Raw genomic sequence first — 21,565 nt, forward strand, 5'->3', positions numbered from 1 at the left:
ATGAAATTCGGTCTGCCGACGCGAATCCCTCACAGCCCGACCCAGCGCCGGACATGGAGATGTCTCTCGTTCAAGGCGATCTCGGATTTCATCTCCAACGCCGTGTGCGGCTCATTCCCGCCGTCGGCATGGGCGCATGGCGCAGAGCGCTGATCTTCGCCGCCGTCAGCTGGCTGCCCCTGGCCGTGTGGGCGGTACTCACAGGTCGCGCGCTGCAAGGCACCGGCGACGATACCCTCACCGCGCATTTCGGCATTCATGTGCGCTGTCTTGTCGCGATCCCGTTGTTGGTCGCCGCAGAAGGTGTGGCGCAGAAGATGATGCCGCCGCTGCTCAAATACTTCGTCGAGAGTGGTGTCGTCACTGAACAGACTGCCCCGGAATTTCGGCGGCAGTTGTCACGCGTGGCACACCTTCGCGATCTCTCGCTGCCGTGGGTCGTCATTTTCGCGGTGGCGATCGCGTGTTCGACGATCGGTGCGCTGTACGGTCGCGCGGAAGATCTGGCGTGGATGAATCAAGGCGAGCGGGTGCGTGACATCACCTTCGGCGGCTGGTGGTTCGTGCTCGTCATTCGTCCGCTGTTCACGGTGTTGCTGCTCGCGTGGCTATGGCGCGTATGCCTGCTGTTCGTGCTGCTGCTCAAGATCGGCAAGCTTCCGCTGGCACTTGTGCCGTCACACCCAGATCGCGTGGGCGGCCTCAGTTTTGTGGAGCACATGGCATTCATGTTCAGCCCGGTGGCGTTTGCCATTTCTGCTGTCGTCGCCGCGTCGTTTGCCCACGAGGTTGTTTATCACGGCGCGAGCGCAATGCAGATGAAGACGCTGCTTATCTCAAGCGCCGTGCTGATTTCGCTCGTCTTTCTGATTCCCTTTCTACCGCTGGGTATCCCGCTTGGCAGGCTCAAGCGCCGGGCAGCATTCGAATACGGCAGCCTGGTGGCGCATCACGACCGGCTCGTGCATCAGCGCTGGATTTTGCATCGCGATGTGGGTCGGCCCGAAATACTCGATGCGCCGGAGTTGGGGCCCGTCGCCGACGTGCATGCCATCTACGACGCCGTGGTTCACATGCGCTCGATCCCGTTGAGCAAGGTGTCCATCGTTGCGATCGTCGTCCCGGCCACACTGCCGATGCTCTATGTCGCGGCGATGCAATTGCCGTTGTCTGCGGTGTTGGGCAAGGTCTTCAAGGCATTGATCTGACGGACCGGGGCGTTGACCGTAGTCAGAAACTCATGGCGAAGCCGAACGAGACGCCCTGCACGTTATGACCAAATACGTAGCGAGCCATGAGTCGCGTGCGCGTCACGACGACTGGATACTTGCTGCTGTCGAGTTCCAGTCCTACGCCGAGCGACGTCAGATTGTTAAAGCCAAGCACGCCCGCACTATCCCCGAAGTATTGCGAGTAAGCGGCTTCCAGCACGTAGCGAACCGGGCGGTCGAGCGCGCGCAGGCCCGTTGGCGCTCGCCAGCGTGACCACAAACTTACCTGCTGCGCATTGGCGCTCCCCTGAACACCCGCTGCGGAACTGCCGAAACTGCGCAGGTGGATATTGGTCAGGCGCAATTCGACGTCGATTTCGTACGCCTCGCGATAGTGCTCGAAATCGAGCATCAGCGAGCCGCCGAGTCCGTAGGCGTTCAACGCACCGTTGTCGAGAAACTGCGCATTCAGATCCGTCGCGCGATTGAGCAACGTTTCACCCACACGAAGATCGCTGACCACGCGCCCTAGGCTGCTGTTGAAGATCGGGCGGAGCACCAGTTCGTCGGAGAGCCGGAAATCCCAACCGACGCCGATGGTCGTGCTCAAGGTGTTCCAGCGCACAGGGAGCGAGCGATGTTCCGTGCCGTCCGAAGCAACGAACGTGGGGTCGTATCGGCTATAGGCCAACGTGCCTTCCAGATAGAGCGGGAACGAGCGGCTGAGCGTGAAGCCGCCACCCAACTGCGTCTGCCAGAACCCGGGGTTCCCGGTGGAGCCGTTGTTGATGGAGAGGGAGCTCGTTGTCACGTCCGGCACGGTGGTGTAGCTAATGATGGCCAGCACGCTGTTCGCATGACTTTTCACGTCGGTGCCGACGCGAAGGGGGGGGAGATTGCGCGAGCGCTGCCGAGGCGCTCAATGTCAGACAAGCCAGCGTCGCCAGCGAGGCGAAGTCTCTGCGGCGGTTGGCGGCCCGAACCACGCCTCCGTTGCATCTCGTTCTCGTCAGTCCCTTCATTGACATAGCCGGCTCGCGCGGTGGAAATCGCATGCATTCGCCATCGTGCGTCATTGTCGCGTCCGCCCAACCCTTGGGCCATCGGTGGGGAGGGCAACGGCATTGCCCCGACGGGCAGATGGCTTGCCCTCAGTCCCGATAGCCCCGGCTCCCGATAACGAAAAGAATGAGGGCGCGTCGATCACAGGGTTCGCAGGCACATGACTTCCCCCAACACGTCACCGGCTTCGTCACGAAGGTTTGGCCCACGGTTCGGACCGCTCGGCCTGACGCTCGTGGCGGTGGGGATCGCTGTGGTGATCGTTATCGGCGTACGTGCGACTTTGCTCTATGAGGGGCGCGTGGCGGTGCGCGACGACGCGCGCAATGCGAACGCGCGTGTGGCGCGACTTGCCGCACGCGTGATGGGCGACGACATCTCGGCCTGCACGCAAGCGCTTGACGCGCTCGGCATTGCGGGGCGGGCGGATCCCAGTGCGCAACTGACCAACTGCCTCGGACGTTTCGGCCATCCCGTCATCACGGATCAGTCGAGCGGCGTGCAGACGTTGACTTACGCTCAAGCGGTCATCGTCAACGACGCGGGCGAGGTGGTGTTCGAGGCGTTGCCATCGGCGACCTGCGTCGATCGCGCGCTGGTGCAGCGAATTGTTGCTGCTGGGCGGCGCGAAGGCGGCGGTGGGTTGACGGTGTCCATGTCCGCACCGCTATGCCCCGGGGACAGCGCTAAGGGATTGATGTTGACGCATGGTATTCGTCGTGCCGACGGTGGCTTTGCTGGCGTCGGTATCGTGACCGTCGACGCCGAATACTTCACGCGTCTGTTCGCCGGACTCGCCCCGGGCGAGCAGGGCGTCGTCTCGCTCCTTAGCAACGATGGTGTCGTGCTTAACGGCTGGGCGTCCGGGAATGCGAGAGATGACGGCGACGCACAGACGTCGTCAGGTGCCGACGGCGATTTCCTATACATTCGGCAGCCCCTCCCGGGGGTGCCGATGCAGATCGACATTCGCGCGCCCCGAAGCGAGATCTATGCCGAATGGCGAAAGCGGGCGTTCTGGGTCGCCGGTCTGACGGCCGGCCTCGGTGCTGCCTGCGTGGTGCTCGGTATTTTGCTGAGGCGTCAGGGCAGGCGCCGGAAGCAGGCCGAAGCCGCGCTGCAACAAATGGCCAGCACAGACCCGCTGACCGGACTCGCCAACCGGCGCACCCTTGACGAAGCCTATGACAGGGAATGGCGGCGTGCGGTACGCGAGCGAGCGCCGCTGTCGCTGCTGTTCATCGATGTCGATCACTTCAAGACGTTCAATGACCGGTACGGCCACCCGGCGGGCGATGACGCGCTCGTGGCCGTCGCCCGTGCGATCTCGCATTCGATCCGGCGCCCCGGCGATTTTTTTGGACGGTACGGCGGGGAAGAGTTCATGGTGATCTTGCCGAAGACGGACGCGGGTGGCGCGCGCGACGTTGCTGAGCGTGTGAGAGCCGCCGTGCGTGCCGCTGCGATTGCGCACGAAGGCAGCGAGCACGGCCGCGTGACCATCAGCATCGGTATTGCCGGCACGGGGGCGATGCCGACGGGCACCCCGGATTCGCTCCTGCAAGCCGCGGACGAAGCGCTTTACTCGGCGAAGCGCGAGGGGCGCGATCGCGTATTCATCCACGCAAACTCTGGAGGTGACCCATGCCCGGCGATTTGACACTGGAACAAAGAAAAGCGGCTGGCAAGCTCGCGCGTGAGCGCACGCCTCGCTCGAAGCAGGCAGACATTGGTAATGTGGACCGCGATCCCGTCGCGCTGCTGCGTCAAAACAGCGCAGGCCGTGTCGACGCACTGGTCCCGCTGCGATACGGACGCATGTCAGTGTCGCCCTTCACGTTCTATCGCGGCAGCGCAGTGCTGCAAGCGCACGATCTGGCCAGAACGCCGACCACGGGTTTCACGTTCCCCATTTGCGGTGACGCGCACCTCATGAACTTTGGCGGTTTCGCCACGCCGGAGCGGCAACTCGTTTTCGACCTCAACGACTTTGACGAGGTCGCGCCGGGGCCTTGGGAGTGGGATCTCAAACGGCTTGCCGCCAGCTTCGCGATTGCCGGTGACCACATGGGCATCGATCGCGGCACGATCCGTGATGTCGTGACATCGGCCGTGCGTGAATATGGCGAGCGCATGCAGGAGTACGCGGGTTATAGCGCCCTCGATCTTTGGCACGAAATCGTGACGTTCGATCGCATGGCTGAGGCCGCGGTGACAGGAGAGGGGCGACGATTGATTCGTAAAACGGCTGAAAAGGCCGCCGGGCGCTCTCACGAGGCGATGCTCGAAAAAATTGCGGTCCGTCAGGACGGGCGATGGGTAATTCAGGACGCGCCGCCGGCATTGTTTCATCCATCCGGGCCGAACTCGCTGTTGGGCAGCGCGCACGCGTGGTCGGACACGCAAGCGTGGAAGGGAAAACTTGCGAAGGCGTTTAACGAATACGTCGGCACGCTGCCGGTGGACCGGCGAGCGCTCATCGATCAGTTCCAGCTTCAGGACATCGCCTTCAAGGTCGTTGGCGTGGGCAGCGTCGGCACGTTCTGTCTGGTGATGTTGTTCGTCGACGCCCACGGCAAGCCACTGTTCCTTCAGGTCAAGGAAGCTCGGGAATCGGTGATCTCCCGGTACTTCCCCGTGGGGAAGGTGCATCACCAGGGCCTGCGCGTGGTGGCCGGGCAGCGCCTGCTTCAGGCGGCGAGTGACGCCTTTCTCGGATGGACGAGCGGTCCGAACGGAAGACATTTCTACTTCCGGCAACTGCGCGATATGAAGGTCTCGGCGGAAGTCGAGCGGATGAACGACACGATCTTGCAGGGTTACGCCCGCATTTGCGGCTGGGCGCTCGCCCGTGCGCATGCAAAGTCGGGCGGGCTCGCCGTGGAGATTTCGTCGTATATCGGCGACGCCAAGCGCCTGGCGGAATCCATGACGTCGTACGCGCTGGACTACGCCGAGCAGAACCAAAAAGACTACGACGCGTTTATGCGCGCCATCCGCTCGGGGAAGCTCGTCGCGCGTAGTGACGAAGATATGGCCGCCGATTTTCGAATCTGAAGCGGCAGCGCGGGCGAGTCACGGCGAGACCCGTGCCGCCCGCTCGATGGCGGCGAGCAGATCGCTGCCGAGAAAGGGTTTGGTCAAGACCTCGGCGATGCCGATACGCTGGATATCGGCACGGGTCTTGGCGTTGTCGTATGCCGTGACGAAGACGACAGGCGGGCGCGGGAGCGGTAGCGCCGCAAAGAACGCCGGTCCGGACGTGCCCGGCAGTTGTACGTCGGCGACCAGGCAATAGGCGCTGCGGACACACTGGATCAACCCCACGTCGTCTGCCCCAGCGAACGATCGGGTGCGAAATCCGTAAAGCTTCAACAGGCGCTCGACAGCGCGACGCATGCCTGTGTCGTCCTCCAGAATCGCGATGAGGTTCCTTGGTGTGGTCATGAGGCGGTCTTGTCCCTATGAATGCATTTTTCTTTGGAATGCGACGCAACCGCCATCGGGACTTGGGGCAACGCCGATACCCTGTCGGGCAATTTGGGGCAATCACCTAGGCATGGCAGACCTTGACCGCTACATTGGCTTTACGGCGTTGGCGGTCGAGTTTCGTGTCCGCGTTGCACCGTGCTCGACACTCTGAAGCCATTGATATCTCCTTGATTTGAGGCGCGACGATGAGACGACAGGCATTGGCAATTTTGATGTTGCTCACCACAGGCGCGGCACCGGCCGTGTGGGCACAAGGCACACCCGCGAGTGCGGCTTCGGCGCAAGCCAATGCGGTTGACCCGGACGCGGTGCAGGCGCTGCACACGATGGGAAGCTACCTGCAATCGCTCAAGCGATTTCGCGTGTCGACGGACCTAACCGGTGAGCGCGTGCTGGCGGATGGGCAGAAGCTTCAACATGGCGCGCAGGCCACGCTGGAAGTCGACAGGCCGGAGCATCTTCGCGCGATCATGAGAAGCGCGCGCAGCGAGCGCGAGATCATTTACGACGGAAAGACCGCAACGCTGTATGCCCCCGAGCAGAAGTACTACGCGTCGGTGCCCTTCAAGGGAACGCTGGCCGATCTCATCAAGGATCTGCGCTCGCGCTACGGCGTAGAGCTTCCACTGGCCGATCTGTTTACATGGGGAACGCCTGACGCGCAGAACCGGCAATTCGATTCCGCCATGTTTGCGGGACAGGACTATGTCGGAAACGATCTCTGCGATCATTACGCCTATCGGCAAGCGGGTATCGACTGGCAGATCTGGATCACGAGCGGGGACAAGCCACTGCCGCGCAAGATCGTCGTGACCCGCACGGACGACGATGCGCGCCCGCAGTCGGTGTCCGTTTTGTCTTGGAAACCCGGCACTTCCATCACACCGTCGACGTTCCAATTCCGCCCGCCGCCCGGCGCGAAGAAGATCGAAGCGCTCAAGCTGCCTGCCAGCAAGGGGTGACAAGATGAAAAGAAATCTCTCCCCCTCCCTGTCTGCATGTGTCGCCGCGACGCTGTTAGCCTTTTCCACGCTCGCGATTTCGCCATCGATGGCGGCGGGCCGTGGCGGTCACGGCGGTGGCGGCGGTGGTGCCCACGCGCGCGGGCAGGGTGCCGGCGACCATCAAGCCGGGCAGCGCAACGCACAGCGTCCGAATGCAGGCAATCGACAGGCCGATGCACGAACGCGCAACGTACGAAACACCAGCGTGAACAACGTCAACGTCGACCGGAATGTGAACGTGAACGTCGACAACCACGGTGGCTATCACGGTGGATGGGACGATGACTATCACCCGGTGGCCACTGCCGTAGCGGTCACGGCGGCGGTCGGTGTGACGGCCGCCGTGATCGGATCGGTGGTGCGCTCGGTGCCGGCCAATTGTGTCCCGGTCAACTATCGCGGCATGATTTATCAGCAGTGCGGCAGCACCTGGTATCAGCCGCAGGGCACGCAGTTCGTGGTGGTTACTGCGCCGTATTGAGTGGACGACGGCGAGCGTACTGGCTGATCAGGCGCTCGCCGTCTCGATGTCGGCGCAATGCACCGGATTGAGCATCGTGGAGGCAAGCGGGAGCCAGAGGACGAATTCGGTACCGCCACCGCTTCTGCGTCGAGCGTACACACTCCCGCGATGGGCTTCGGCGATGGAGCGCACGATGGAGAGGCCAAGCCCCGTGCCACGCTCCTTGGTCGTGTAGAAGGCTTCGAATAGTTGATCGACATTGTCTTGTGGAATGCCGATGCCTTGATCCGAAATGACGAGTTCGAGACCGTCGCCGGCGATACGTGTCGTGATCGACAGTTCGCGATCTTCCTGCTCGGCGTTCTCCATCGCGTCTAACGCGTTGATCGCCAAGTTGAGCAGTACCTGCTGCAATTGCACCTGATCCGCCAGTACTTGCGCCTCATTCGTGCCGAACTGGGTGTGCACGACGATGCCGCGACGACGGGCTTCCGGACGTACGAGCGACGTTGCGCGCTCAAGCACGGTGTCGAAAGTGACGGGCGCGAACGTGATGGCCTGCTTTTGGAGCAACGCGCGCAAGCGGACGATCACATCGTTGGCGCGCAGGGCATCGCGTCTGACGTCGGTCAGGATCTCTCGCAGTTCGGCGTCACTGTTATCGGAGGCCTGCATCATCAGGTCCGCCGCGTCGACGTTGCTGAGAATGGCCCCTAACGGTTGCCCGACTTCATGAGCGATCGATGCGCTGAGTTCGCCAACCGTCGCGATTCTCGAGGCTCGCGTGAGATCGGCATGGCGCGTCGCGGCTTTGCGCTCGGCAATGCGCCGCTCGCGCCGCTGTCTGAGCATGGCGACAATCGTGAACGCCTGCGCGCCAATGACGAACAGCGCCACCGCCATTTCCTTCCAGTACTCCCGATAGGGCGGAAGTGGGACGTTGAGCCACTTGCAGTCGGGGCCGAGAGAGCGTTCGGAGATTCCCAAACGTCGTAGCACCGCGATGTTGGCGATACATCGTGCAGGTAACGCCGGTGCTACCGCGCCGGTTTGGTAGGTCTTGTCCCCCATGAGCATGCGCGCGGCGATCTCGCCCGTCATGCGGCCGTTCTCTTCGAGGTCATACACCGCGCCGGCGGCCGCGCCTTGGTCGATATAGTTGGCATACCACCCGTAGATGGGAACGGGCGCGTCCTCGGCAGTTCGGTTGACCAGTTCAAAGGGAAAGTAACGTCTGCCGCCCTGATCACGGTACTGAGTTCCATACAGGACTGCGGTGGTGTGCTTGTCGAGCTTGGCCAACCGGCTGCGAAGCTCCGGCACCGGCAATCCCTCCCAACGCTCGATTGACGTCCATTTGTCGCGGCGCAATGCCGCAGCTTCGACGATTTCGTCGGAGAACCGTGCGTCCAGCTCCGCGCTGCCCCCGATGACAACCAAATGGGTTGCTTCGGGCTGAAGCGATTCGGCGATGGCGAGCGTTTTTCCGATCTCGATGCGGTACGGCATCAGCACGAACGTGGACGGAAATTCGCCCGTCCGTCTTAGCCACGCTTCCGGAACGCTGGTGACCAGCACAGGAGTCCCCGGCCAGATGGCCGCGTGATGCGTGCGGGCAAACTCGGCCGCGTAGTTGCCGATGGCGATCACAAGATCGATGTGCTGGCCGTCGTACTTCTTGCGGAGCAGGGCAAAGAGCTCAGGTGTGAGCCAGTCGGCACCGAATCGGAGGCCGTCGAGCGTGTCGAGGAAGGTTTCGCTGCCCAGCGGCAATTCGGCATTCAGCACGCTGCGGATCGCTTGCGTTTGCATGAGCACCGCCGCTTGCATGGGGTCGCCACCGGTGAGCAGGACCACCTTCGGTGGTTCCGCGCTCAGCGCCGGGAGCGTCACGACACCGCACAGGGTGAATATCACCAGTGATACGGCCCCCCGAAGGGTTCGACCGGCGATGCCGGTCACGACATTTGCACAGCCACGCCGGAGATTTGCTTCTCGGTGTGCCTGAGCAGCTCTGCCAGTGACGTGGCGCGAAATTTACGCATGATCTCCGCGCGGCACGTTTTGACAGTCCGTTCGCAAAGACCGAGTTCCGCGGCAATCTGCTTATTGCGCAGACCCTTGGCGATGCCTTGCAGCACGACCTGCTCGCGTCCGCTTAGCGGTGATTGGACGTCGTCGGCACAAGACGGCGTCTGCTTACGTTGCACGAGGCTGATGGCGGTTTCCACCGCATGCATCAGTGCATCGCGCTCAAACGGCTTGATAAGGAAATCCACGGCGCCAGCCTTCATGGCTTCGACGGAGCGTGCCACGTCCCCGTACCCGCTCATGAACACGACAGGCAGGTCCGGCGCCTGACGCCGAAGGGCGCGTTGCAAGTCGAGACCGCTGGGGCCTCCCAACTCGAGATCCAGGAGAACACAACCGGGGCGATCGTCCGGCTCGCTGACGAGGAATTCTCCCGCAGATGCATATTCCTTGGTGTCATAACCCGAGACACCCAGCAGGCGTGTCAGTGCTGACCGCATGGAGGCGTCGTCATCGACAACATGCACGACCGATTCACGACTGGCATTCATAGCATCTCCGCTTAGCTCGCGCGCTGAAAAGAATCTCCCCCGGGCGTTGAAAGGCTTTCCGTCGGTATGTAGGAATTATTCCGACGTGGGTAATTTAAATTATTACGTTTTACTGAATAAATAACGATTCAAGCTGGCTGGTGAAGCAAATGCACGAAATTTAGAATTTCAAGATAGTTCAATTGATAGCATCTCTGAATAAATTCGTAAAGAAAGTTCGACTGAATGGTGGCGTGGCGGTTGGCGTGGCATGAGCGTTTTGTAGCGTTTCGTAGCGATTCGCGATTTCTCGTGTTGTTATTCCCGCTGTGTGGAAATTTCGCGGATCAATTAATTTCCGATTGCCCAAAGGGGATTTGGCTTTTGCCCCATACACCTATGTCATTGGTGCAGGCAAATGTTGAGAATGACTTCCGTGGATATTTGGCCGGATGTAAAACGCTCACCCAATGTCTTTGCGGAGGACCTCATGAAACGCCAGTCAGTAGTTGCCGTGATAGCGCTTGTTGCCGCGACCCTTGCCGGGACCGTGGCGCAAGCGCAGTCGTCACCACCGCAGCCCGCCGATGCAACGGCGGCCACGCGCGACGCGAATCAGAAGTTGTTGAACTTCCTCCCCTTCGCGAACAAGCAGGACTTCGAGGACATTCAACGAGGATTCATCGCAGCGCTTCCGAATCCTGTCGTCAAGGGCGCCGCAGGCAACACGGTCATCGATCTCTCTCAGTACGACTTTCTGAAGAAGAACATGGCGGGTGAGGCGCCACCGACGGTCAACCCAAGCTTGTGGCGGCAGTCGCAACTGCTGTCGGCGCAAGGCTTGTTCAAGGTGATCGACGGCATCTATCAGGTGCGCAACGTCGATCTGGCCAACATCACGTTCGTGCGCGGCAAGACGGGCTGGATCGTGATCGACCCGCTGACGTCCGTCGAGACGGCCAAGGCGTCGCTGGATCTCGTCAACAGCAAGGTGGAGAAGCTCCCGGTCACGGGCGTGATCTTCACGCATAGTCACGTGGATCACTTCGGTGGTGTGCGCGGTGTCGTCGACGAGAAGGATGTGCGCTCGGGCAAGGTCCCGCTCGTCGCGCCGGAGGGATTCATGGAAGAAGCCGTCAGCGAAAACGTGTTCGCTGGCACTGTCATGAGTCGGCGTGCGTCGTATATGTACGGCAATCTGCTGCCGAAGGACCCGAAGGGTAACGTCGGCGGTGGCCTGGGTCTCACGACGGCGGCCGGCACGATCACGCTATTCGAGCCGAGCAAGCTCATCAAGAAGACGGGCGAGACGCTCAACATCGACGGTATCGACATCGTCTTCCAGATGGCGCCGGGTACCGAGGCGCCTGCGGAAATGCTGTTCTACTTCCCGCAGTTCAAGGCGATTGATCTTGCCGAGGACGCGACGCACACGCTGCACAACATTCTCACGTTGCGTGGTGCGAAGGTCCGGAGTGCGCAGAAGTGGTCCCATTACCTTGACGAGACGATTCGCCTCTGGGGCAATGACGCTGTCGTGTCCTTCAGCAGCCACCACTGGCCGCAATGGGGTAACGATCGTGTGGTGCAGCATCTTGAGAAACAACGCGACCTCTATCGCTATATCAACGATCAGACGCTTCGCATGGCCAATCAGGGCATGACGATGCACGAGATCGCGGACAAGTTTCAATTGCCCGATTCGCTGGCCAAGGAGTTCTATAGCCGCGGGTATTACGGCAATCTGAAGCACAACGTGCGCGCCACGTATCAGCTCTACCTCGGATGGTGGGACGGTAATCCCGCAAATTTCGACCCCTATGCGCCGACGGATGAAGCGAAGCGATACGTTGACCTGATCGGTGCAGACAAGATGCTCAAGGGGGCGAAGGCGGCGTTCGACAAGGGCGACTATCGCTGGGCTGCCGAACTGACGAACAAGGTAGTCTTCGCGCAACCGACGAATCAGGCCGCCCGTAATCTTGAAGCCGCTGCGCTGGAGCAGTTGGGCTATCAGGCGGAATCGGGGCCGGCGCGCAACTTCTACCTGAGCGGCGCACAGGAGCTTCGAGGCGGTGTGCATAAGGTGGCCACGCCGAATACGTCCTCACCCGACATCATTCGCGGCATGACCACCGAGATGTTTCTGGACTTCCTTGCGATTCACTTGAATGGGCCGAAAGCAGCGGACAAGGCGTATGCGTTCAACGTGACGTTCCCGGATACCAAGCAAAATTACGCGTTGACGGTCAAGAATGGCGTGATGAACTACAGCAAGGACACGGTGTTGCAGAAGGCCGACGCCAACATCTCCCTGAATCGTTCGACGCTCGACGACATTGCGCTGGGCAAGCTGAAGCTGGGGAATCTTGCGGACAGTGGGCAGGTGCAGTTCGACGGCGACCGGGCGAAGTTCAAGGAGATGCTCGGTCTGTACGACAAGTTCGACTTCTGGTTCACGATTGCGGAACCGTGATCAACCCGGTGCAAGGTTGCTAGTGAGTCTCCTGGGCCCGTATGCGAAGTGCATACGGGCTTTTTTTCAATCGAATACAAGGGCGATTTCAAAGGCAATACGCCGATATTGCCCCAATGTGCAATACGGTTGCCCCTTCTCCTAATGGCAGCGCCTAGCAAAGTATTTGATGCTTTGAGCAGGCTGAACCATCAAGACAATGACTTACCCGCCGGAAGGTGGAAACTTCATGGAGAGCGGTGCAATGACCGTGTCGCGCAGAGAGTTTCACCGCATGAGTCTGGCCGTTGTGGCTGGTTTGACAGCAACGGGTGGCGCCTCCGCCGTCGCCGCCGACGCGACGCCGGGAGGCCTGACATCTGGGGCAGGCAGCCCGATGGAGCCCTCGGGCGGTCAGCCGCCTGCGGGCTCGACCGCATCGATTAAAGACTTCGACTACCAGATCAAGTATCAGCGCGCATTCGAAGCGGTGCTCTGGAACATGCCGGCGATTGCGATCTATAGCTTCCGGCGGGCGGCCTTCGATAATCTTGGCGTCAAAGACAACGACATCATCTCCTATTCGGCCCCGGCGACACCGAGGCTCGAAGCCATCACGGCAAATAGCACGACGCCGTACATTGCCGCTTTTACCGACCTGAGAAAGGGGCCCGTGGTGTTGGAGGTGCCCGCGGCCGGTGCCGAGGGGAGTGTCTATGGGCAGGTCGTCGACGCCTGGCAATTTACGATCGCCGACGTCGGACCCTCGGGACTGGATCAAGGCAAAGGGGCGAAGTTCCTGTTCACTGGTCCGGGTTACCAAGGCACGGTGCCCAAGCACTATATCCATGTCGCTTCGCCTAACTTCCGTATCGCACTGGCGTTCCGCTCGGTGCGGGCACCGGGCAAGAGTGCGACAGATGCCTATCGATATGCGCAGCGGCTGCGAATGTACTACTTGTCCGAGGCAGACAGTCCGCCAAAGCAGCGCTTCATTGATCCCATTTCAGAGCGTTACCCGACGCTGCCGTATTTCGACGAGCGTCATTTCGACGACATGCACGCAATCATGAGCGTAGAGCCGGTGAATCCGCAGGACAAAATCATGATGGGTATGCTCACCTCGCTCGGCATTCAGAAGGGCAAGCCGTTTGCGCCGGACGACGTCACGAAGAAGGCCATGCGTCAGGCGGCCATCGACGCTTGGTTCTACCTGCAATATTGGTACGATCATTTCCCGCGGGAAAGGCTGTTCTGGCCTGACCGGCACTACGCCTCGCTGCTACAAGCGGACGATAACAAGCGGTTCACCTTCGTCTACGACGACCGGATTGATCTGATCAATCGCGCGGCAGAGTACTTCTGGTGCACTTACATGCCACAGGTGCTGGGTGCTGACCCGGCGACACAGTATTTGATGGCGTTGGCGGACAGCAACGGCAATCTCCTTGAGGCGGGAAAGCTTTACAAACTCGAGGTTCCCGCGCAGATGCCCGTCAAGCAATTCTGGGCGCTCACTGTCTATGACCGCGCAACCAACGCGTTCATTTACAGCGAGTCGAACCGGACTACACTCTCCTCCTACGATCTGGGCACCATGAAGCGCAACGCCGATGGCGGCGTAACGCTTTACGTCGGCCCCAGCGCGCCGGCCGGGCTTGAATCGAACTGGATTCCGACCTCCGGAAAGCGCCCGCTGCCTGCCATGCGCCTTTATGGGCCGACGGCCGCACTGAACAACAAGACGTTCAGATTAGCTGACTTTGAACTGGCCTCTTGAACAGGTGGACAAATGAAATCGAGCAAGCAAAATCAGCCGTCGCGTCTGTTGGCGGGTGCCATCACTGTCCTCTTTACGGGCATGACCGCATACGCTGCCAATACGTCTGCGCAGAGCGCACTCGCACAGACGCTGGAGGCGAGTCGCGACGCGTTGGCCTCGGCGCCGTTCGCGGGGGACTTTCCTACCGCAGAGTCGGCGAAGGCACTCAGCGAAGAGCTGTATTTTCAACGGGCGGTCCAGGTCTACTTGTGGTCGCTGCCGGCTGTGAATCTGTACGCGATGAAGGAAGGGTCGGAGAAGACTTACGGTGCAGGGTACAACGTGTTGCCTGTCTGGAAGCAACGGCTCAATACGAAGACGAAGGTGACCACGCCGAACTCGGACTGTCTCTACGCGATGGGGTACGTGAACCTGGCCAAGGACGGTCCGATCGTCGTTGAGGTTCCGCCGAATACGCAGGGTATTTTGGACGACTTTTTCCAGCGCCCGCTGACCGGCCCAACCATCGCCGGCAAAGCGTACAGCGGCGACTTCGGGTTTGTCGGTCCGGACGGCGGCAAGGGGGGGAAGTATCTGATCGTCCCCTGGAACTACGATCGGCCGATACCGAAGGGCCATTACGTGTATCGATCGCGGACTGACAACGTGCTCGTATTCTTCCGCGTGTTCTTCTCGGACCCCAAGGATCTGAAGCCGGCCAATGACCTGGTTGCCGCAGCGCGCATTTATCCGTACGGCAAACGGGAATCAGCCACGCCGATGAAGTTTCCGAACGGATCGACCGAGCCGGCTGACATGTTGTTTGCCCACGATGGCGCCTACTTCGACATGCTGGCGCGTTTTGTCGAGCAGGAGCGCGTCGACCCGGCAGACATGGATTGGCGCGGCATGATGGCGGCGATCGGCATACAGAAGGGAAAACCGTTTCAGCCGACGCCACGACAGCGAGCGCTTCTGGACAAGGCGGCCCGCACGGCGTTCAAGATGAGCAAGACGGAAATTTGGGACGGTCTGAGCACCCAGCCGGGCGGACGGTATTACTCGGACCGGCAGTGGGAGAACGTATTCGCAGGACAGAATCCGCAATTCCAGGCAAGCGGCACGTTCACCAACCTGATTCAGCGCAATGCCTATTTCACAACGGCGTATGCGGCCAGTCCGGGCATGGTGGTGGATATGGTCGAGAAGGGGGCGAAGTATCCTTCGACGTGGCGGGACTCAGACGGCAACTACCTGCAAGGTGGTGCGACGTATCAGCTTCATTTGCCGCCCAATGTGCCGGCAGCCAACTTCTGGTCCGTCACCGTGTATGACCCGATCACGGCTTCAGGGCTCGACAACGGACAGCCGCTGCCGTCCCTGAACTCGATGGACAAACCGGCGCCGAATGCCGACGGCTCGTTTGACCTCTTCTTTGGTCCCAAGTCCCCGCCCGGGAAAGAGGCCAATTGGGTGCAGACCGTCCCGGACAAGGGGTACTTCATCATCCTGCGGCTTTATAGCCCAAAGAAAGCGTTCTTCGACCAAACGTGGAAGCCTGACGACGTCAAACGCATTTCTCAATAACAAGTGGGGCGGGGGGCCGCCGCGTGGAGATTCGCCGAAATCCCTGACGGCATTCGTTGTTTTTCATCAGTGGCCTGCCTCGCCACCCAATCAGCACGTTTGCGTGCCGAAACGGCACGAAGCCCGTTTTTATGCCGCCTACACTCCGCTTCCTGAGACTGGCTCGGTGTCCGCGTGCGATGCGCGCACGGCACCTACACTATCCCCAACGCCAGCGGATCCAGAGGAGCAGGCATGACCAGCAATTCCCGCGCCGCCACCCCGGCGCCCCACAACCCGTGGCGTGAAATCTGCGCCGCGAGTATCGGCAACGCACTCGAGTTCTATGACCTGCTGATCTATGGCTACTTTGCCATCGTGATCGGTCAGTTGTTCTTCCCCTCGCACGACGCCACGACCTCGCTGCTGCTCTCCGTGGGCACGTTCGGTATCTCGTTCGTCACGCGCCCGCTCGGCTCGATCGTGCTCGGCAGCTACGCCGACCGCGCCGGCCGCAAAGCCTCGCTCACGGTCTCGATCGGCCTGATGATGCTCGGCACCGCCATGATCGCGTTTGCGCCGACGTATGCGCAGATCGGCATCGCCTCGCCGCTGATCATCATCGTGGCCCGCATGCTGCAAGGCTTCTCGACGGGCGGTGAATTCGGTGCCGCCACCGCCTTCATGGTCGAACACGCCGATGCGAAGCGTCGCGGTTTCTTCGCCAGTTGGCAGATGTCGACGCAAGGTCTGGCCACGGTGCTTGCCGCTGGCGTTTCCGCCCTGCTCAGCATGCTGCTCACCGCCGATCAACTGAGCGCGTGGGGCTGGCGTGTCGCCTTCGCCGTGGGTCTGCTCATCGGCCCGGTCGGTCTGTACATTCGCCGCAATATCGACGAGACGGCCGACTTCAAGAAGCTGAGCCAACAGCAACGCGAAAAGTCGCCGCTGCGTGAAGTGTTCGGCCGCGACCGCGCCAACATGCTGCTCGGTGCCGGTGTGGTGGCCGCAGCGACGGCGTTCAACTACGTCCACAAGCTCTACATGCCGACGTATGCCGTCAAGCAACTGCACATTCCGGCGACGTCGTCGTTTGTCGGCGCGGTGGTGACGGGCCTGATGCTGATGCTCGCCGCACCCGTGGTCGGCCATCTGTCGGATCGCTTCGGCCGTATTCGCGTGATGCTGATCGCACTGATTCTCGTGGGTGTGACGACGTACCCGCTGTTCGTGCTGCTCAACCTGTATCCGACGTTCCAGACGCTGCTCATGGTGCAAGCGCTGGTGGGCTTGCTCATCGCGGTCAGCCTCGCGCCGCTGCCGGCACTGCTGGCGGATATTTTCCCGACCAGCACGCGCGGCACCGGTCTGGCCCTGTCGTACAACTTCTCGGTGACGTTGTTCGGCGGTTTCGCCCCGCTGATCGTCACGTGGTTGATCGACGCGACCCACAGCAAGCTCGCACCGAGCTTCTATGTGATGGCCACCGCTGTGCTCAGTATCAGCGCCGTGATCGCGTTGGGCCGTCGCGTGCGTGCCGGCAAGATTGCCGGTATTCCGCACCGCGCCTCGCGCGCGTCGAAGGCTGCCTGAGTTGTTTGCGCTGAGTTTGTTGCACTGAGTTTTTTGTACTGATTTTTGCCGCAACGACGACGCCTGCCGCCTCCCCTGTGGCAGCGTCGTCGGTTTTTTTTGGCATCCCCTGTGGAGTCTTTTCATGACCACGCTCGAAGCGATCCGCGCCGCTCTGCCGGCGTACCCCATCGAAGTCTCGTTCCCCGACATCACCCGTTGGCGCGAAGGCAACACCGGTATCGACTATCTACATACGTTCGATAGCGGCAAGCCCGGCAAGCACGTGATGATTCTCGCGCTCACGCACGGCAACGAGGTGAGCGGCGCGATTGCCGTCGATACGTTGCTTGCATCGGGCTTGCGTCCGGTGACGGGCCGCCTGTCGCTGGGTTTCGGCAACATCGACGCGTACGAACAGTTCAGCGCAGAGAACGCCGACGCCACGCGTTTTCTCGATGAAGACATGAACCGTGTCTGGACGCCGTCGGCACTCGACGGTGAGCGTCAGAGCCGCGAACTCACGCGTGCCCGCGCCATGCGTCCGTTTATCGACACGGTCGACCTGCTGCTCGACATTCACTCGATGCACGAAGCCTCGGCACCGCTGATGATGACCGGCCCGCTGGAGAAAGCCATCGCGCTGGCAGCAGAACTCGGCACGCCGGAGCACGTGATCATCGACAAGGGCCACGCCAACGGCACGCGCATGCGCGACTACGGTGGCTTTGGCGATACGGCCAGCCCGAAGAACGCGCTGCTCATCGAGACGGGCCAGCACTTTGCCAAGAGCGCACGCGATGTGGCGCTGGATTCGGCCGTGCGTTTCCTGCTGCATGCGGGTGTCGTGGCCGAAGCCGATGTTGCAGAATTTCTGACGCAGACCAAGCCGGCCAAGCAGAAGTTTGTCGAGATCACGCAGCCGGTTGTGGCACGTTCGATGGACTTCCGTTTCTCGCAGCCGTTCACGGGGCTGGAAGTGATCGAGAAGGCCGGGACCGAAATCGCCCGCGATGGCGACGAGGTCATCGTCACGCCTTACGACAACTGCGTGATCGTGCAGCCGTCGATGCGCCACCTTGGCGTGAACGTCACGATGATGCGACTCGGCCGCTTGCTCGATCGCTGAGCGCGCACGACGTGTGATGCACCGCTGATTGATTGACGATCAGATGTGACAAGGGGCCGGCAAATTTGCCGGCCCCTTTGTCGTTTGACGGCGGACGAAGTGACAGCAGAACCCGTCAGAACGACCCGGCCAGCGAGCCGACGACGATGACGGCGACTAACGAAATCAGCGCGCTCACGATGCTGGTCATGACGATGTCGAGATAGCTGTCGCGGTGCGTGCTGCCGCACACGGCCAGCAGCGTGACCACCGCGCCGTTGTGCGGCAGGCTGTCGAGCGTGCCCGATGCCATGACCGCCACGCGGTGCATCAGCGCCGGATCGATGCCGTGCTGCGCGGCAAGGCTCACGTACGCGGGGCCGAGCGCGTCGAGGGCAATCGTCAGACCACCCGATGCCGAGCCGGTGATGGCCGCCAGCAGATTGGCCGAGAGCGCGAGTGAGACGAGCGGGCCGCCGTCGATCGACAACACCCAATCGCGTACGAGTTCGAAGCCGGGCATTGCGGCGATCACGCCGCCGTAGCCGACGAGGCTTGCCGTACACATGATCGGCAGCACCGACGCGTTGGCGCCCGCGTCCATCGTTTTGCGAAGCGCGGGAAGGCGTCGCCACTGCAACGCGATCAACACGAGAATTGCGCTCGCCAGCGCGACGCAAACACCCCAGACCCCCGCGACGCTCTGTAGCGTAATGCCACCCCAGCGGGGTTCGGCGAGATAGCTCGCATCGAGGCGCGGAAACACCAGCACGTTCATGACGAAGTTGCCGGCGATCACGACAACGAGGGGCAGCGCGGCGGTGAGGATGCCCGGCAGTGCTTCGTTGCGATGCCCCTGTTCGATTTCTGCCGGGTCGAACTCGCGGGCAACGCTGGCACGCTCGCGCACGACGGTGGGGTCGGCACGCTTGTCCCACACTTCGTTATCGGCATAGCCATGGCCTGCACGGCGAGCCTGTGCCTCGCGCCATGTCAGCCACCACAGACCGACGGCGAGCATGATGGCGGACGCCATCAGCCCCAGCCCCGGTGCGGCAAATGGGGTGGTGCCGAAGAAGGGCATCGGGATCGCATTCTGGATGGCGGGCGTGCCCGGCATGGCCGACATCGTGAACGTGGAGGTGCCCAGCGCAATCGCGGCAGGCATGAGGCGCACGGGGATGTTTGCCTCACGAAATAGCGCATGTGCCATCGGGGCCAGCACGAAGAACGCCACGAACAGACTCACGCCGCCGTAGGTCACCAGCGCGCCGCCCAGCACGACCGCCAGCATGGCGCGACGTGCACCGAGCTTGTCGGTGAGAAAGGCGGCGATGGCGCGTACCGCGCCGCTGTCTTCCATCAGCTTGCCGAAGAGTGCGCCCAGCAGGAACAGTGGGAAGAACTGCGCGACAAAGCGCGCAGCGTTCTGCATGAACGTCTGGGTCCAGTGCGCGAGCACTGGTTCGCCTGAGAGCGCGGCGGCGAGCATGGCAGCAGCAGGGGCCAGCAACAACACGCTCCAGCCGCGATAGGCCAGCCAGACCAGCAGCAAAAGGCCAATGAGAATGCCGGCAAGCTCCATTCAGATCGACTCCATGAGCGCGTCCAGATCCAGCGACGAGCGCTCACCAAGATCAGCGCCGTGCTGTTGAAGAAAGGTCTCGGCGCAACGGCGTCCCTCGTCGCGCAGCATCACCAGAAAGTCCCACTCGGCGGAGAGTTTCGACGAGTAGCCGAGGGAGGTCATCATGTCGCTCGCGATTCGGTGCATGCGCATCTGCGCCCAGCGGCGGCCCTCTGCCGTACCGGCATCGACCACTTGGCGCAGCACCGCGATCATGCGCAGTTCCTTGAGCAACGTGGCGTTGAACGAGACTTCGTTCACCCGGTTGAGAATCTCTCGCGCGGAGCGTGGGACTTCTGCACGCTCGACCGGGTTGACCTGCACGAGAATCGTGTCGCGCGAAATCGTTTCGCGAACGAGCGGAGTGATCGTCGGGTTGCCCGCATAGCCGCCGTCCCAATAGGATTCGCCGTCGATCTCGATGGCGCGGTACAGCATCGGCAGACATGCGGTGGCGAGCAGCACATCCGACGTGATTTCGGCATTTCGAAAGACACGTCCGCGCCCGGTGCGCACGTTGGTGGCGGTGATGAACAACTGGATCGGGCAACTGGCTATCGCTTCGAAATCGATGTGATCGGCCAATAAGCTACGCAGCGGGTTGTATTCCAGCGGCGCGAGATCGTAGGGCGACACCACACGCGCGGCCAGATCGAAGAGGACGAAAAACGGGGAGTTGTCGAGCGACCAGCGGCCCAGCACCACGTCGAGCGGCGTGCGGCGCAGCGGGCTGAAGCGGCCAGCGTGTGAAACGTCTCGCCAGAATTTCTCAAGCGCGCCGCGAGCGGCATCGGGGCCGCCGCGAGCGAAGCCTGTTGCGAGGACGGCCGCATTCATCGCCCCGGCGGATGTGCCGGAGATGCCTTCGATACGTAGTGATGCGGTGTGGGTGGTTTCTTCGAGCAACCGGTCGAGCACGCCCCAGGTGAACGCACCGTGGGCGCCTCCGCCTTGCAGCGCGAGGTCGATGGGAAGTGGCGACGGGGTACTGTCTCGTGGAGCGCGCGGCATGATCCCTCGGCGATGCGGCGCCGCGCTGACGGGCGCTGGCCGCGTGGGTCGGAACGAGAGTACGGTTGCAGACGCTACGTTGTTTGCGGTGCAACAAAGCCACTGTCTCAGATAACAGTGAAATCGGCAACCTTCCGGGTGGACACGTTGGGAAGGTCGGAAAGCGGCGGCTTGGGGGAGGCGCTTACTGCGAGGTGAGGGCTGGCGCGCCATGTGTGGCGCACGACGGTGCTGACGGGTTACGCCTCGTCGATCTGCGGTGGTTTGCCGCGGCGCAGGCTGAGTTGGGCCAGCACGTCGGCGTGCTGATTGCCCCAGCGGTAGAGCATCTCGATCGGTTCGATGAAAAGCTCGCCCAGCGGCGTGAGCGAGTATTCGACCTTTGGCGGCACGACGGCATAGACCTCGCGATGGATCAGCCCGTCACGCTCAAGCTCGCGCAAGGTCTGCGTGAGCATCTTCTTCGAAATACCCGGCAGGCGGCGCTGCAACTCGCCGGTGCGCGTCGTGCCGCACTGCAACGCGTACAGGACCATGCTCGTCCACTTGACGCTGAATAGCTCCAGCACGCGGCGCGGCACGCAGGTTTCTTCAAAAACGAAGGGTTCGGACTTGCCCATGGTAACCAAATGGTGACTATTCAACTGAAAGGTGCCTACTGGGGATTTCGG

At 61.6% G+C, this 21,565-nt stretch carries 16 protein-coding genes and 1 pseudogene; 10 read left to right on the plus strand and 7 right to left on the minus strand.

The features are described from left to right. Positions 1–59: 59 nt before the first annotated feature. Complete coding sequence (locus AT302_RS03820) at positions 60–1,208, plus strand: hypothetical protein (protein WP_157125674.1); 1,149 nt, start codon at positions 60–62, stop codon at positions 1,206–1,208. Positions 1,209–1,230: 22 nt separating this feature from the next. On the opposite strand, the pseudogene AT302_RS03825 reads toward AT302_RS03820, so the two are convergent. After that, a pseudogene (locus tag AT302_RS03825) lies at positions 1,231–2,091 on the minus strand (hypothetical protein); the annotation flags it as partial. A gap of 342 nt (positions 2,092–2,433) precedes the next feature. Between AT302_RS03825 and AT302_RS03830 the strand changes: the two are divergent. Both AT302_RS03830 and AT302_RS03835 read left to right on the plus strand, forming a co-directional pair. Then, a complete protein-coding gene (locus AT302_RS03830) occupies positions 2,434–3,933 on the plus strand; it encodes a sensor domain-containing diguanylate cyclase (protein WP_084656011.1) in 1,500 nt (499 codons plus the stop codon). Then, the gene (locus tag AT302_RS03835) at positions 3,918–5,330 is read left to right on the plus strand and encodes a DUF2252 domain-containing protein (RefSeq protein WP_058377290.1); all 1,413 of its coding nucleotides are present in this window, start codon (positions 3,918–3,920) and stop codon (positions 5,328–5,330) included. Before AT302_RS03830 ends, AT302_RS03835 begins: the two co-directional genes overlap by 16 nt. Positions 5,331–5,348: 18 nt before the next feature. Here AT302_RS03835 and AT302_RS03840 read toward each other — a convergent pair whose 3' ends face one another. Continuing rightward, on the minus strand, positions 5,349–5,720 hold the full coding sequence (locus AT302_RS03840) for a response regulator (RefSeq protein ID WP_084656012.1): 372 nt from the start codon (positions 5,718–5,720) through the stop codon (positions 5,349–5,351). A 257-nt stretch (positions 5,721–5,977) separates the two neighbouring features. On the opposite strand from AT302_RS03840, the gene AT302_RS03845 reads away from it, so the two are divergent. Together AT302_RS03845 and AT302_RS03850 are read left to right on the plus strand one after the other, a co-directional pair. Then, on the plus strand, positions 5,978–6,727 hold the full coding sequence (locus tag AT302_RS03845) for a DUF2092 domain-containing protein (protein WP_237172053.1): 750 nt from the start codon (positions 5,978–5,980) through the stop codon (positions 6,725–6,727). A gap of 4 nt (positions 6,728–6,731) precedes the next feature. Beyond that, positions 6,732–7,250 (plus strand): hypothetical protein, encoded by a 519-nt coding sequence (locus AT302_RS03850; protein ID WP_058377293.1) that lies wholly within the window; start codon positions 6,732–6,734, stop codon positions 7,248–7,250. 27 nt (positions 7,251–7,277) lie between these two features. Here AT302_RS03850 and AT302_RS03855 read toward each other — a convergent pair whose 3' ends face one another. Further along, a complete protein-coding gene (locus AT302_RS03855; RefSeq protein WP_058377294.1) occupies positions 7,278–9,194 on the minus strand; it encodes a sensor histidine kinase in 1,917 nt (638 codons plus the stop codon). After that, positions 9,191–9,814, minus strand: coding sequence for a response regulator transcription factor (locus AT302_RS03860; RefSeq protein WP_058377295.1), 624 nt, complete (start codon positions 9,812–9,814; stop codon positions 9,191–9,193). The genes AT302_RS03855 and AT302_RS03860 overlap by 4 nt, the downstream gene beginning before the upstream one ends. Positions 9,815–10,283: 469 nt before the next feature. Between AT302_RS03860 and AT302_RS03865 the strand changes: the two genes are divergently transcribed. From AT302_RS03865 to AT302_RS03885, 5 genes are all read left to right on the plus strand, one after another. Beyond that, complete coding sequence (locus AT302_RS03865; RefSeq protein WP_058377296.1) at positions 10,284–12,269, plus strand: alkyl/aryl-sulfatase; 1,986 nt, start codon at positions 10,284–10,286, stop codon at positions 12,267–12,269. 229 nt (positions 12,270–12,498) lie between these two features. Beyond that, positions 12,499–14,028, plus strand: a complete 1,530-nt coding sequence (locus AT302_RS03870; protein WP_237172054.1) for a DUF1214 domain-containing protein — start codon at positions 12,499–12,501, stop codon at positions 14,026–14,028. A 153-nt stretch (positions 14,029–14,181) separates the two neighbouring features. After that, on the plus strand, positions 14,182–15,597 hold the full coding sequence (locus tag AT302_RS03875; protein WP_237172055.1) for a DUF1254 domain-containing protein: 1,416 nt from the start codon (positions 14,182–14,184) through the stop codon (positions 15,595–15,597). Positions 15,598–15,831: 234 nt separating this feature from the next. Beyond that, positions 15,832–17,169, plus strand: coding sequence for an MFS transporter (locus AT302_RS03880; protein ID WP_058377298.1), 1,338 nt, complete (start codon positions 15,832–15,834; stop codon positions 17,167–17,169). Positions 17,170–17,293: 124 nt separating this feature from the next. Beyond that, complete coding sequence (locus tag AT302_RS03885; protein ID WP_058377299.1) at positions 17,294–18,277, plus strand: M14 family metallopeptidase; 984 nt, start codon at positions 17,294–17,296, stop codon at positions 18,275–18,277. A 115-nt stretch (positions 18,278–18,392) separates the two neighbouring features. Here the strand turns inward: AT302_RS03885 and AT302_RS27915 are convergent, their stop codons facing one another. From AT302_RS27915 to AT302_RS03900, 3 genes are all read right to left on the minus strand, one after another. After that, positions 18,393–19,841 carry a GntP family permease gene (locus AT302_RS27915; RefSeq protein WP_058377300.1) on the minus strand — a complete coding sequence of 483 codons (1,449 nt, stop codon included), beginning with the start codon at positions 19,839–19,841 and terminating at the stop codon, positions 18,393–18,395. Further along, on the minus strand, positions 19,842–20,894 hold the full coding sequence (locus tag AT302_RS27920) for a patatin-like phospholipase family protein (protein WP_058377301.1): 1,053 nt from the start codon (positions 20,892–20,894) through the stop codon (positions 19,842–19,844). A 239-nt stretch (positions 20,895–21,133) separates the two neighbouring features. Then, complete coding sequence (locus AT302_RS03900; RefSeq protein ID WP_058377302.1) at positions 21,134–21,514, minus strand: winged helix-turn-helix transcriptional regulator; 381 nt, start codon at positions 21,512–21,514, stop codon at positions 21,134–21,136. Positions 21,515–21,565 lie beyond the last annotated feature (51 nt).

This window comes from Pandoraea norimbergensis (assembly GCF_001465545.3).
Taxonomy (GTDB): domain Bacteria; phylum Pseudomonadota; class Gammaproteobacteria; order Burkholderiales; family Burkholderiaceae; genus Pandoraea; species Pandoraea norimbergensis.